The 11,985-nt window shown below is 65.2% G+C and carries 15 protein-coding genes and 1 other RNA gene; 6 read left to right on the plus strand and 10 right to left on the minus strand.

The genetic code is table 11. The features are described 5' to 3' along the window. The first annotated feature begins 22 nt into the window (after positions 1 to 22). Positions 23 to 556, plus strand: coding sequence for a copper chaperone PCu(A)C (locus ABRZ00_RS07350; protein WP_368642460.1), 534 nt, complete (start codon positions 23 to 25; stop codon positions 554 to 556). Between the two features lie 71 nt (positions 557 to 627). Here the strand turns inward: ABRZ00_RS07350 and ABRZ00_RS07355 are convergent, their stop codons facing one another. From ABRZ00_RS07355 to ABRZ00_RS07395, 9 genes are all read right to left on the minus strand, one after another. Continuing rightward, on the minus strand, positions 628 to 1,449 hold the full coding sequence (locus ABRZ00_RS07355; RefSeq protein WP_368642459.1) for an alpha/beta fold hydrolase: 822 nt from the start codon (positions 1,447 to 1,449) through the stop codon (positions 628 to 630). Then, entirely contained in the window at positions 1,449 to 2,120 is a 672-nt protein-coding gene (gene ybgF, locus ABRZ00_RS07360; protein ID WP_368642458.1) for a tol-pal system protein YbgF, read from the minus strand. The genes ABRZ00_RS07355 and ybgF overlap by 1 nt, the downstream gene beginning before the upstream one ends. 137 nt (positions 2,121 to 2,257) lie before the next feature. Continuing rightward, positions 2,258 to 2,752: a peptidoglycan-associated lipoprotein Pal gene (pal, locus tag ABRZ00_RS07365; protein WP_343835991.1), complete on the minus strand. Its 495-nt coding sequence runs from the start codon at positions 2,750 to 2,752 to the stop codon at positions 2,258 to 2,260. Positions 2,753 to 2,792: 40 nt separating this feature from the next. After that, positions 2,793 to 4,100, minus strand: coding sequence for a Tol-Pal system beta propeller repeat protein TolB (gene tolB / locus ABRZ00_RS07370; RefSeq protein WP_368642457.1), 1,308 nt, complete (start codon positions 4,098 to 4,100; stop codon positions 2,793 to 2,795). Between the two features lie 13 nt (positions 4,101 to 4,113). Next, positions 4,114 to 5,250 carry a cell envelope integrity protein TolA gene (gene tolA, locus ABRZ00_RS07375; protein WP_368642456.1) on the minus strand — a complete coding sequence of 379 codons (1,137 nt, stop codon included), beginning with the start codon at positions 5,248 to 5,250 and terminating at the stop codon, positions 4,114 to 4,116. 10 nt (positions 5,251 to 5,260) lie between these two features. Then, on the minus strand, positions 5,261 to 5,692 hold the full coding sequence (locus ABRZ00_RS07380; RefSeq protein ID WP_343835988.1) for an ExbD/TolR family protein: 432 nt from the start codon (positions 5,690 to 5,692) through the stop codon (positions 5,261 to 5,263). 134 nt (positions 5,693 to 5,826) lie between these two features. Then, complete coding sequence (gene tolQ / locus ABRZ00_RS07385) at positions 5,827 to 6,501, minus strand: protein TolQ (protein WP_343835986.1); 675 nt, start codon at positions 6,499 to 6,501, stop codon at positions 5,827 to 5,829. Between the two features lie 2 nt (positions 6,502 to 6,503). Next, positions 6,504 to 6,929: a tol-pal system-associated acyl-CoA thioesterase gene (gene ybgC, locus ABRZ00_RS07390; protein ID WP_343835984.1), complete on the minus strand. Its 426-nt coding sequence runs from the start codon at positions 6,927 to 6,929 to the stop codon at positions 6,504 to 6,506. 35 nt (positions 6,930 to 6,964) lie between these two features. Next, a complete protein-coding gene (locus tag ABRZ00_RS07395; protein WP_343835983.1) occupies positions 6,965 to 8,698 on the minus strand; it encodes a proline--tRNA ligase in 1,734 nt (577 codons plus the stop codon). 67 nt (positions 8,699 to 8,765) lie between these two features. Between ABRZ00_RS07395 and ABRZ00_RS07400 the strand changes: the two genes are divergently transcribed. The 5 genes from ABRZ00_RS07400 (at position 8,766) to ABRZ00_RS07420 (ending at position 11,141) form a co-directional block, all read left to right on the plus strand. After that, on the plus strand, positions 8,766 to 9,359 hold the full coding sequence (locus ABRZ00_RS07400) for an RNA pyrophosphohydrolase (protein WP_368642455.1): 594 nt from the start codon (positions 8,766 to 8,768) through the stop codon (positions 9,357 to 9,359). 51 nt (positions 9,360 to 9,410) lie between these two features. Beyond that, the gene (locus tag ABRZ00_RS07405) at positions 9,411 to 9,812 is read left to right on the plus strand and encodes a hypothetical protein (RefSeq protein ID WP_343835981.1); all 402 of its coding nucleotides are present in this window, start codon (positions 9,411 to 9,413) and stop codon (positions 9,810 to 9,812) included. Between the two features lie 32 nt (positions 9,813 to 9,844). Then, positions 9,845 to 10,147, plus strand: coding sequence for a cell division protein ZapA (locus ABRZ00_RS07410; protein ID WP_343835980.1), 303 nt, complete (start codon positions 9,845 to 9,847; stop codon positions 10,145 to 10,147). Between the two features lie 41 nt (positions 10,148 to 10,188). After that, positions 10,189 to 10,368: non-coding RNA, 6S RNA (gene ssrS, locus ABRZ00_RS07415), on the plus strand. 53 nt (positions 10,369 to 10,421) lie between these two features. Next, on the plus strand, positions 10,422 to 11,141 hold the full coding sequence (locus ABRZ00_RS07420) for an SIMPL domain-containing protein (protein WP_368642454.1): 720 nt from the start codon (positions 10,422 to 10,424) through the stop codon (positions 11,139 to 11,141). On the opposite strand, the gene lgt is transcribed toward ABRZ00_RS07420, so the two are convergent. Further along, the gene (lgt, locus tag ABRZ00_RS07425) at positions 11,098 to 11,898 is read right to left on the minus strand and encodes a prolipoprotein diacylglyceryl transferase (protein ID WP_343835978.1); all 801 of its coding nucleotides are present in this window, start codon (positions 11,896 to 11,898) and stop codon (positions 11,098 to 11,100) included. The genes ABRZ00_RS07420 and lgt overlap by 44 nt on opposite strands. Positions 11,899 to 11,985: the final 87 nt, after the last annotated feature.

Here is an 11,985-nt window from a genome sequence, read left to right on the forward strand (position 1 = left end):
GGGTCACATCATGGGTAGTGAAATGAAGAAAGCTTTGACGCGTACACTGGGATTCTCGGCCGGTCTGCTGCTGGCAACCGCAGCCTGGGGGCATGGGCAGAATGCCGCGCACCATGCGTCGGCCGCCCCGCCGGCCAAGGCGTCCGCCACCGTGACGGCGTCCGGTTGCTGGATCCGCCTGATTCCGTCGCCCGCGCCGTCGGGCGGTTTTTTCGTGGCGCACAATGCCGGATCCGAAGACGCCGTGCTGACGGGCGCCCATTCGCCCGACTATGGCATGGTCATGCTGCATGAAACCACCGAGTCCGATGGGATGAGCAAAATGGCCATGGTTCACCAGGTCGCCATTCCGGCGGGCAAGGATCTGGCGTTCAAACCGGGCAGTTACCACTTGATGCTGGAGCAGCCTCGCGCCGGCCTGAAGATCGGCGATACCGTGCGCCTGGAACTCACGCTCGCCAATGGCGAAGGCGTGTCCACCACGTGCGAGGTCAAATCGCCCAAAGCCATGCCGGGCGCGGGCGGGCATGATATGTCCCAGCACATGAAGCATTGATCGGCTTGCCGGAGGGGCTGGCCGGACATGCCTTGCGCATGCCGCGGCGCCCCGGTGCCGGCGCTGCCGCGTCAGGCCCCCGCGATGAATTCCAGGACGGCGCGATTGAAAGCGCGCGGATTGGCCAGGTTCATTCCGTGTGCTGCCAGGGCGATGCGCACACGCTTCGACTGGGGCAGCAAGGCCTGCAGCCGGTCCTGGCGGGTGGCGTATTTGGCCGGGCTTTGCGCGCCCCCGATCAGCAACACCGGGCAGGTCACGCCGGCCGCATCTTGCGGGGCCACCGGCAGATTGGCTTCGCGGATCTGCGACAGCAGGGTGACTGCGTTGTCGCGGGCCATATCCTTGAACCAGCCGACCATCTTGCGCCAGGTCTCATCGCCGTTCACCGTGTCGATGAATTGCTCGAGGGCGCCTTCCGCATCCCCTTCTTGCAGGCGTTGCACGGCATCCGCATAGAAGACGGGAGTTTCCGGCTCGTCCGCAAAGCGGAATCCGGGGTCGGCCAGCGTCAGCGATCGGCACAGCTCGGGCGCCTCGATGGCCAGGCTCAACGCCACCTGGGCGCCGCGCGAATGGCCGATCACGTGAGCGCCGTCGTGCTCGTCCAGTGCCCGGAGCAGGTGTGCCAGATCGCGGGCATGCGCGTCGATGGCATAGGCCGCCTGGGGATGGGACTGTGTGTCGGGCCAGCAGCCGCGCAGGCTGGGGGCAAGCACGCGGCGCGTCTCGGCGAAAGCCGGCACCTGCCAGCGCCAGTAGCGATAGTCGCACAGTGAGCCGTGGATCAGCAGGACCGGCGCGCCCGCGCCCGTCCCGGCCTGGGTGTAGTGCAGGCCGCCCTCGGGAAGGGGAAGGATATGGTGCGGCGGCTCGGTGCGCGGGGCCGGCATTACAGCAGTTTCAGCCGGCTCTTGGCCGTTTCCGCGGAGGCGCTGTTCGGATAGTCTTTGATGATGCGCTGCAGGCTGGCCTTGGCGCCTTTCATGTCGTTGAGTTCGATCTGATCGGCCGCCACGACCAGCAAGGCGTCGGGAGCACGGGGATCGTCGGGGCGGTTCTTGACCAGCGATTGCATGGTCTGGATGGAGCCCTTGAAATCTTTGGAGGCGTATTGGCTGCTGCCCAGGTAGAACTGGGCGTCGCCCGTGAGGGAACTGTCCGGATAAGACTGGATGAAGGCCGCGAAGCCTTCCGCCGCCTCTTTGTAGCGGCCATTGCGGTACTGATCCGCGGCGGCTTCATAGACGGCCTGCTCCTGCGGATCGCCGCTTTGCGGGGCCTTGGGGGCGTTGCCGTTGCCGCCGCCGGGTGATGCGCGCTGGCCCAGTTCCTCGAGACGGCCGCGCAGCGTGGCGATCTCCTGATGCAGCAGATCCATCTGGTCGGCCAATTGCAGCCGGGCCTGCTGGTTCTGTTCGTTCATCTGTTTGATCTGGGTGCGCAGTTCCAGGATGGCGCGGCGCGCTTCGTCGTCGGAAAAGGCCTGGGCGGCGGGCGCCGCCAGCGTCAGCGCCAGCAGAAGGGTGGCGGTCAGGGTATGCGGGCGATGGGATGCGGTCATGGGATCTTCCGTCTTCTGAATAAAAGGGCCCCCACGCTGTGCGCGGGATGCCTCGGGGGCTTCATCCTGGAGCGGCCCGGCGATGAAAAAACGCCGTAGCGGGAGCCGCTACGGCGCTGTCGCTGCCTGGCTGACGATCAGTGCTGATAATTGATGTCGGCGCGGCGGTTTTCGGCGTAGTCGGCTTCGGTGTTGCCCAGGGCCTTGGGACGCTCCTTGCCGAAGCTGATCGCTTCGATCTGGTTGGCATTGACGCCCAGCAGGGTCATCATGCGCGCCACGGCATCCGAACGGCGCTGGCCCAGGGCCAGATTATATTCGGTACTGCCGCGTGCGTCGGTGTTGCCTTCCACGCGGACTTTCTGGCCTTGATGGCTGGTCAGGTAGTTGGCATGCATCTCGACGACGCTGCGGTACTGTTCGGGCACCGCGTAGCTGTCAAAATCGAAGTAAACCGAGCGTTGTTGCGCGAGCGGGCTTTGCGGATTGAAGGGATCCATGATTTGCCCAGCGGACGCCGAATCGGAGCCGTTGCCTGCTGCGCCGTTCTGGTCCAGCGGCACGGAGCTGCAGGCGGCCAGCGAGGCGGCGATGGCGGCGATGGTCAGGGTCCTGGTGATGCGCGAGCTCATTTAATGTCCTTTAGAAGAAAGAAGAGTCACACGAAAAAAATCAGTCTGTGAAAGGGCCCCAGGCCGGCTCGCGGACCTTGCCGTTGAGCACCGACAGTGTCTGGCGCACGCGCCCGTCGATCGAAGTCACCGCCAACACGCTGCGACCGTTCTGGATGGAACTGTAGAGCACTTGCATGCCATTGGGCGCGTAGCTGGGGGATTGGTCGTCCGGACCGTCCGTCAGAATCTGCTCGGTACCCGAGTTCAAGGCCAGGCTTGCAATCCTGAAGGCACCATTTCTACGGGTAACGTACACCAGTTGCTGTCCATCCGGCGATACCCTAGGTGAAATATTGTAACTGCCCGAGAAGGTGAGGCGCTGGGCGTCCCCGCCACCCGCCGGCACCTTGTAGATCTGCGGGCTGCCCCCCCGGTCGCTGGTGAAGACCAGGGATTGGCCATCGGGGGTGAAGCGCGGCTCGGTGTCGATCAGCGGGGAGCGCATGACCCGGCGCAGATCGGATCCGTCCGTGTTGATGGTGTAAATCTGGGAAATGCCGTCTCTTGACAGCACGATCGCCATGCGTTGGCCGTCCGGCGACCAGGCGGGCGCGCTGTTGTTGCCCTTGTAGTTGGCAATCGGCTGGCGCTGGCCGGTCGCCAGCGTCTGCACGTAGATCACGGATTTTCCAGATTCGAAACTGACGTAGGCGAGCCGCGAGCCGTCCGGCGACCAGGCGGGCGAGATGATGGACTGTTTCGAGCGCAGCATCACCTGCGGGTTCTGGCCGTCGGCGTCAGCAATTTGTAACTCATAACCGTTGTCCGTTTGCAACACGTAGGCGATCCGTGTCGAGAACACACCGCGCACGCCGGTGATCTTTTCGTAGATCCGGTCGGCGATCCGGTGTGCAATGCGGCGCATTTCGGCTTCGGTGCCGCTGTAGGACGCCTGGTCCAGTTCCGTCTTGCGGACGTTGTCCACCAAGCGGTAGCTGACCGTGTACTGGCTGCCGTTTTGTGCCACCGTGCCATAGGCGAGGTAGTCGGCTCCGCGCGCCTGCCAGGTGCCGTGATCGATCTGGCTCTGGACGTCCAGCCCGGCGCCCGAGGCGCCGATCAGGCGGAACTGGCCTGAACGGGTCAGGTCGGCGCGGATGACTTCGGGCGTCGAGGTGGCGCTGGATGCGCCCGCGAAATCGGCGATGGCGATCGGATACTGGGTGGCGCCGACGCCGGAAATATCGACGCGCAACTGGGCATGGGCCGGGGCGGCGCCCGCGGCGGCCAGCGCGACGCCCAGGCCGGCCGCAGCGGCGCGCCGCCAGAGGCGTCCGATGAGGCTGGAGGCTGTGAATACGGTCATGATGACGATCTCCTTAGTCGTACATGCGGTAGTCCACGTCAATATACGACGGATACTTGCCGCCAGGCGGTTTCGGGAAGGGCGAGCAGGCCAGGATCCCCTTCTGGACGGCATCGTCGAAGCGGGGATTGCCGGAAGAGCGGGTCAGGTCGACGCCCTGGACTTGTCCATTGGACCCCAGGCGGGTGCGGAAGCTTGCCGTGGGGTTGTTCGAGCCGCTGCGCGGCGGCACGTTGTAGACCACGCCGGGTTGGACGCAGGCGCGCACCTTGGCCGCGTAGCCGTCGTTGCCGCCGCCGCCGCGTTGGTTGCGGTCCGCGTTGCCGCTGGCGATGCCGGCGGCTTCCAGTGCGTCGCCGCGCATGGCGGCCCTCAAGGCCTGGCGCTTGGCCTCGGCTTCCTTGGCGGCTTTTTCCCGGGCGGCCTTCTCGGCGGCGGCTTTTTCCGCAGCGGCTTTCTCGGCTTTTTCCTTTTCGGCCTTTTCGCGGGCGGCTTTTTCAGCGGCCGCCTTCTCGGCGGCGGCCTTTTCGGCAGCGGCTTTTTCAGCGGCGGCCTTCTCGGCAGCAGCCTTCTCGGCCCTTTCTTGTGCCGCCTTTTCTTTTTCCGCTTGTTCCTGCCGGGCCTTTTCGCGTGCTGCCTGCTCGGCGGCTTCCTTCTCGGCCTTTTCCCGGGCGGCCTGTTCGGCCAGCCGCCGTTCTGTTTCCTCGCGGGCTTTGCGTTCTTTGGCCAAGGCAATTTCAGCCTCGGCTTGCGCTTGGGCGGCCTCCGCGGCCCGCGCCTGGGCCTCGGCCAATTGCGCCTGCCGCGCGGCCTCGGCTTGCTCCGCGGCTTGGCGCGCGCTGTCGTCGGGCACAGGCGTGGGTTCCGGCTCGGGCTCAGGCTTGGCGGGCTCGGATTCCGGTTGCGGTTCGGCCTGCGGTTCTTCAGGCTGCTCCTGCGGCGCTGCGGCGTCGGCCACGGTGCCCTGGGCCCAGAGCTCGACCTGGACAGGGCCTGGATTGTCGGGGGCGGTGGAAAAGCCCGCCACCATCAGCAGGATCAGCAGGCCGTGGGCGGCCAGAGAGACGAGCAGGCCGCGGCGGTCGTCGCGCCCGCCGGGGCGTACGTCGTCATCGGAATCGGTGTTGAAGAAGCGGTCGAACAAATTCATGGCACCAGCATCAGCGCGCGGCCGGAGCGTTCTGGTTGACCAGCAGTCCCAGCTTGCCGACGCCGCCGTTGCGCAGTTGATCCATGACTTGCATGACGGTCTCGTAAGGGACCTTGCCATCGGCGGAAATCACCACCGGGGTGTCGGGCGTGGCGATGGCGCGGACCTCGGCCAGCAGGTTGGCCTTGTCGATGGAGCGGAACGAGGCGCCGCCTTCGCGCATCCGCAGGGCGAGCGCGCCCTCGGCGTCGATCTGGATCTCGAGCGGCTGCAGAGGAACTTCGGACGCCGTGCCGACGGAGGGCAACTCGATCTGGCCCGGGGTGATCATGGGCGCGGTGACCATGAAGATCACCAGCAGGACCAGCATGACGTCGATGTAGGGAACGACATTGATGTCGTTCTTCATGCGGCGCGAGCGACGACTGCCGAGCGATGTCATGTCAGGGCCTTTTCGCGCGAATCAGGGAAATGGCGCTGTCCGCCGTGCACGTATGGGCATACGTGCGGCGCCAGGCGCTTTGTTCAACCGGATCATTCATGCCTTCGCGACTCCTTGATGCGTGTGGACAGGCTCTAGTGCACCTGGCGCTGGAGGATGTTCAGGAATTCTTCGACGAAACTTTCGAAACGGATCGAAAGCCGGTCGATTTGGTTGGTGTAGCGGTTGTATGCCAGCACGGCCGGGATGGCGGCGAACAGGCCGATGGCCGTCGCGATCAGCGCTTCGGCGATCCCCGGGGCCACGGCGGCCAGGGTGGCCTGCTGCATGGTGGACAAGCCCATGAAGGCGTGCATGATCCCCCACACGGTGCCCAGCAGCCCGATGTAGGGGCTGACCGAACCGGTGGAGGCGAGGAAGTTCAGGTGCGATTCCAGACTGTCCATCTCGCGCTGGAGCGCAGCCTTCATGGCGCGGCGGGGCGCGTCCAGCAGCGTATCGCCCCGGCTCGATGAGCGGCGCGCCTTGACGAACTCGGTCATGCCGGCGTCGAAGATGCGCGCCAATGCGCCATGCTCGTTGCGGCGGCTGGCGATGGCCTGTTGCAGGACCGTCAGGTCGCCGCCCGCCCAGAAATCATCTTCGAAGCGGCGGGTCTGTTCATCGGCGCGCCGCAGGGCCGCCCGCTTGCTGAATATGTAGGCCCAGGACAGGACCGAGGCGCCGAACAGGATCAGCATCACGATCTGCACAGGCAGACTGGCGTGGCCGATGAGAGAGAGCAGCGACAAATCGCTAGAGGCTTGCATGGTTAATGAAGGGCCTTTTCCAATAGATCCCTGACGGAGGGGGAGAGACGGATGGGTTTGAAGCTGAGGGCGTGCACCGTGCAGACCTGGATGTCCGCGCTGGCGAGCAGCGTGCCGTCGCGCAGCGCCTGCTGGGCGAAGCGGATCGTCGACGCTCCCAGGCCGGTCACGGCGGTCCGGACGAGGATGCGGTCGTCCAGGCGGGCGGGTTGCCGGTAGGCAATGTCCGCATGCTTGACCACAAACATCATCTGTTCCTGTGTTGCGAGAGTGTGTTGATCCATCCCGAGCGCGCGCAGCCATTCCGTGCGACCACGTTCGAAGAATTTGAGGTAGTTCGCGTAGTACACGACGCCGCCGGTGTCAGTGTCCTCGTAATATACGCGAATGGACAGCTCGCCGGGGGGAATGGTTCGGTCCGGAATCATTTTTTGGTGAGGCCTTGTGACACGGGCGCTGCGGCCTAGAGGGACTCCAGCCGGTCCAGGATGTGCGCCTGGGCGTCGGCCAGGGCGATGCGCTGCGCCTGATCGTCGCGGCGCGCCTGGATTTCGACGATGCCGTCTTTCAGGCCGCGGTCGCCTAGCGTCACGCGCAGCGGCACGCCAATCAGTTCCCAGTCGGCGAACATGATGCCCGGCCGGGCATCGCGGTCGTCCAGAATCACGTCCACCCCCCGCGCCTGCAGCGATTGGTACAGGGCTTCGGCGGCCTCGCGGACGGCCTCGCTCTTGCCGATGCCGATGGGGCACAGCACCACCTCGAAGGGCGCCAGGGCGCGCGGCCAGATCATGCCCCGCTCGTCGTGGTTCTGTTCGATGGCGGCGGCCGAGATCCGGCTGATGCCGATGCCGTAGCAGCCCATCTGCATCAGAGCCGGCTTGCCGTCCGTTTCCAGGAAAGTCGCATTCAGGGCGCGCGAGTATTTGTCTCCCAGGAAGAACACGTGGCCGACCTCGATGCCGCGCTGGATCGCCAAGGTGCCGCCGCGCGGATCGGGATCGCCTGCCACGACGTTGCGCAGGTCGGCGACCAGTGCCGGCTCGGGCAGGTCGCGTCCCCAGTTGACACCGCTCAGATGGTAGCCCGCCTCGTTGGCGCCGCAGACGAAATCCCCCATGTGGGCGACCGTGCGGTCGGCGATCACGGTGACGGCCTGCGGATCCACGCCGACGGGGCCCAGGTAGCCCGGAGCGCAATGGAAGACCGCGTCGATCTCGGCCTCGGTCGCCAGGCGATAGCCCTCGCCGAAGCCGGGCAGCTTGCCGACCTTGATCTCATTGGTTTCATGATCGCCCCGGATCAGCAGCAGCCACAGGCGGGCCGGGCCGTCGGCCGGGTCGGTGGCCAGCACCACGGACTTGACCGTGCGCGACAAGGGCAGCCCCAGTTGTTCGGCTACGATTTCGCATTTGGGCGCCTCGGGCGTTGCGCGTTTTTCCATGGGCTCGCGCGCCGGTTCGCGCGCGGCCAGCAGGCAGGGCGCATCGGCCAGCTCGATATTGGCGGCGTAGTCCGAAGCGGGGTTGTAGACGATCAAATCTTCGCCCGTGTCGGCGATGACCTGGAATTCATGGCTGCGCGTGCCGCCGATCGAGCCGGTGTCGGCCGCCACGGCGCGGTACGTCAGGCCCAGGCGCGTGAAGATGCGCTGATAGGCGGCGTACATGGCATCGTAGCTGGCCTGGGCGGCGGTTTCGTCGCGGTCGAAGGAATAGGCGTCCTTCATCGTGAATTCGCGGCCGCGCATCAGGCCGAAGCGCGGCCGCCGCTCGTCGCGGAACTTCGTCTGGATGTGATAGAAATTGACCGGTAGCTGGCGCCAGCTATGGATTTCGTTGCGAGCGATGTCGGTGATGACTTCTTCCGAGGTCGGCTGCAGGACGAAGTCGCGCTGGTGGCGGTCCTTGATGCGCAGCAGCTCGGCGCCGTATTGCTCCCAGCGGCCCGATTCTTCCCACAGCTCGGCCGGCTGCACGACCGGCATCAGCAGTTCGATGGCGCCGGCGCGGTTCATTTCCTCGCGCACGATGGCCTCGATCTTGCGCAGGACCTTCAGGCCCATGGGCATGTAGGTATAGATGCCGCCGGCGATTTTTCGGATCATGCCCGCCCGCGTCATCAGCTGGTGGCTGACGACCTCCGCCTCGGCGGGGGCTTCCTTCAGGGTGTTCAGATGGTACTGGCTGGCGCGCATGGTAGGGATTCCGGTTGGTACGTATAATCGACGGTAATTGTATTGAATTCACAACCGAGGTGGCCCCATGTTGGATCGCGAAGGCTACCGTCCGAATGTCGGCATCATTCTCGTGAACCAGAAAAACGAGGTTTTCTGGGGCAAGCGCATCAGGGAACACGCATGGCAGTTTCCCCAGGGGGGCATCAAGCACGGCGAAACTCCCGTGCAGGCGATGTACCGCGAACTCCACGAGGAGACCGGCTTGCGCGCCGAGCACGTACGCATTCTGGGACGGACCCGGGACTGGTTGCGTTATACCGTACCGGATCATTACGTGCGCCGCGAATTGCGGGGCCACTATAAAGGCCAGAAGCAGATCTGGTTCCTGCTGCGCATGGTGGGCCGCGACAGCGACGTCAGCCTGCGCGCCTCCGATACGCCCGAGTTCGACGCCTGGCGCTGGAACGCCTATTGGGTGCCGCTGGATGCCGTCATCGAGTTCAAGCGCGAGGTCTATTCTCTGGCGCTCAACGAGTTGTCGGGCCTGCTGTTTCGTCGCGGCCGCGAGAACCGCTACCTGCGCCATCGCAGCCCCCGAGGCGCCGGGTCGCACGATGATTCCGCCGGCCGTTCGGCGGAATCGTCGCTTCCGAAATCCCCTCGGCCCGACCCGGTATGATTCAATCCCTTTCGTGGCGTATCGCGCCGGCACTCCAAAAGGTTTGACCGCATGCTCCAAGACCTCGACGCATTGTCCCAACGCATCCGCCAAGTCGTCCAACTGGCGCGGGATCTGCAATCCGAACGCGCCGGCCTGCAGGCCCGGGTACGGCAGCTCGAACAAGAATACCAGGCGCTGAAAGACCAGCAACTGCGCGAAGGCGAGGAATTCGCCCGCATGTCCGAAAGGCTCGCGCGTCACGACCAGGAAATCCAGGCCGTGCGCGAAGAGTCCGATCAGCACCGGGCGGCCCTGGAATCCGAAGCCCGCGATCACCGGGTTCGTTCCGATTCCCTGCAGCGTCGCCTGATTCAGGTCGAATCCGAGCGCGACCGCCTGCGTGAAGCCGCCACCGGCGCCCAGCAACAGATCGAGCTCATCCTCGAGCGCCTGCCGGGCGCGCAGGCCTGAGGCCTTTACCATTTACCAAGGAGCCGCGAAGCATGGAACGCATCGACGTCGCCATTCTCGGCCGCGATTACTCGCTGGCCTGCCCGCCTGAACAAAAAGACGCCCTGCTGGCCGCCGTGCGGCTGGTCGATCAGCGCATGCTGGCCATCAAGGGCGCCGGCAAGATCGTCAGCAACGAACGCATCGCCGTGATGGCCGCCATCCAGATCGCCAACGAGCTGCTCAGCATGCGCGCGCCCGACGGCCCCCTGGGCAATGTTGCCTTGGGCGATTTCAAGAGTAAAATTGAATCCATGAACGGCATGCTCGATGAAGTCCTGAGCACCGCCGTTTAGCCAACAGTATTCTCCGGATGCGCCAGGCCATCCGGTCGTCTAAGTCCCTGCCGTGTTCGTGACCTGGCCATACATTCCTTGAACCAATGCTATAGGCATAGGTTGCCGGATTGACAGATAGGAGAGCTGCCTTCACTGGCCGGCCCGAAGTCTGACTGATGGCGACCACCGTGAACCCTCGGTTCCGGGATGCCGGCCTAGACGGCACAGGTGGGGCGTTACCCGGAAAGCTCGTCGTGATCGCGACGAGCTTTCGTCTTTTCAGGAGAGGAAAATGTATCGAGGCGTGCTCAAACGCAAGCAACTTCTGGCCGGTCTGTCGTTCGTCTTGGCCGTTTCGGCGCTACCCGCGCTGGCCCATGAAGCCGAACCTGCCGAGCCGCGCGCTTCGTTGTCGGCCGAGGCCTCATCCGAGGTCGGGCAGGATCGCGTTGAGATCACCCTGGCCGCTGAACTGTCCGGCGACTCGCAGACCGAAGTGGCCGAGGCCCTGAACAAGCGTCTGGATTCCGTCATGAAGCGGGCCAAGGGCCACCAGGGCATCGAGGCGCGCAGCGGATCCTACCGGATCTGGCCGACCACCGATCGCGATGGCAAGATCGCCGAATGGCGGGGCCAGGCCGAAATCCTCCTGGAATCCAGCGATTTTCCTGCCGTGTCCAAACTGGCTGCCGATCTGGGCGACCGCATGCCGATCGCCGGCCTGTCGTTCTCGGTCTCGCCGGAACGGCGCGCCGCCGAAGAGCAAAAACTCCTGGGCCAGGCTGTCGAGGCGTTCAAGGCCCGCGCGCAGGCGTTGACCCAGGCGCTGGGCTTTGCCGGCTACCGCTTCCATATGGTCGAACTGGGCGGTCAGGGCGCCATGCCGCCCGTGCCCATGCCGCGCATGATGATGAGCGCCATGGCCGCCGACAAAGCCGCTGCGCCGGTCGAGGGCGGTCGCGAACGGGTCAGCGTGTCGGTGCAGGGGACGATCGTCTTGCTGCCCAAATGAACAGCGCCAGCCCGATCAGGATCATGGGCAGCGACATCCACTGACCCATCGACAGGCCGCCCGCCAGCAGCCCCAGGAAGTCGTCCGGTTCGCGGGTGAACTCCACCATGAACCGGAACACTCCGTAGCCCATCAGGAAGACGGCGCCGACCTGGCCCGTCGGGCGGGGCTTGCGGGCGAAGCACCACACCAGGACGAACAAGGCCAGGCCTTCCAGGCCCATTTCGTAGAGTTGCGAGGGGTGGCGCGGCGTGCCGTCCGCCGCGCCCGGAAAGACCATGCCCCAGGGCAAGTCCGTGGGGCGGCCCCAAAGTTCCCCATTGATGAAATTGCCCAGGCGCCCGGCGGCCAGGCCAAGGGGGATCAGGGGGGCGATGAAATCGCCGATCTCCAACAGTGTCCGGCCGCGCTTGCGGGCAAAGACCAGCATGGCCAGGATCACGCCGATCAGGCCGCCATGAAAAGACATCCCGCCTTGCCAGACCTCGAAGATCATCAGCGGATGCGCCAGGTAGTCGTCCAGCTTGTAGAACAGCACGTAGCCCAGGCGCCCGCCCAAGATCACGCCGAGGACGCCGTAGAAGATGATGTCCTCCAGATCGCGCAGTGTCAGCCCGTTCGCGGCGGGATGGTGCTGGATGCGCCAGCGCCCCAGCAGCCAGGCCAGGCCGAAGCCGGCCAGGTACATGAGGCCGTACCAGTGGATCGCGATGGGGCCGATCTGCAAGGCGACGGGGTCGATGTGAGGGTAGGGCATGGGGACGGCCTAGAAGAAACCAATCATGGATAATACCGTGATCGAGGCAGCGGGCGCCGGCCGGGCGCGGTTGCCGCGCATGGAATC

This window comes from Castellaniella ginsengisoli, from assembly GCF_040955415.1.
In the GTDB taxonomy this organism is placed as follows: domain Bacteria; phylum Pseudomonadota; class Gammaproteobacteria; order Burkholderiales; family Burkholderiaceae_B; genus Castellaniella; species Castellaniella ginsengisoli.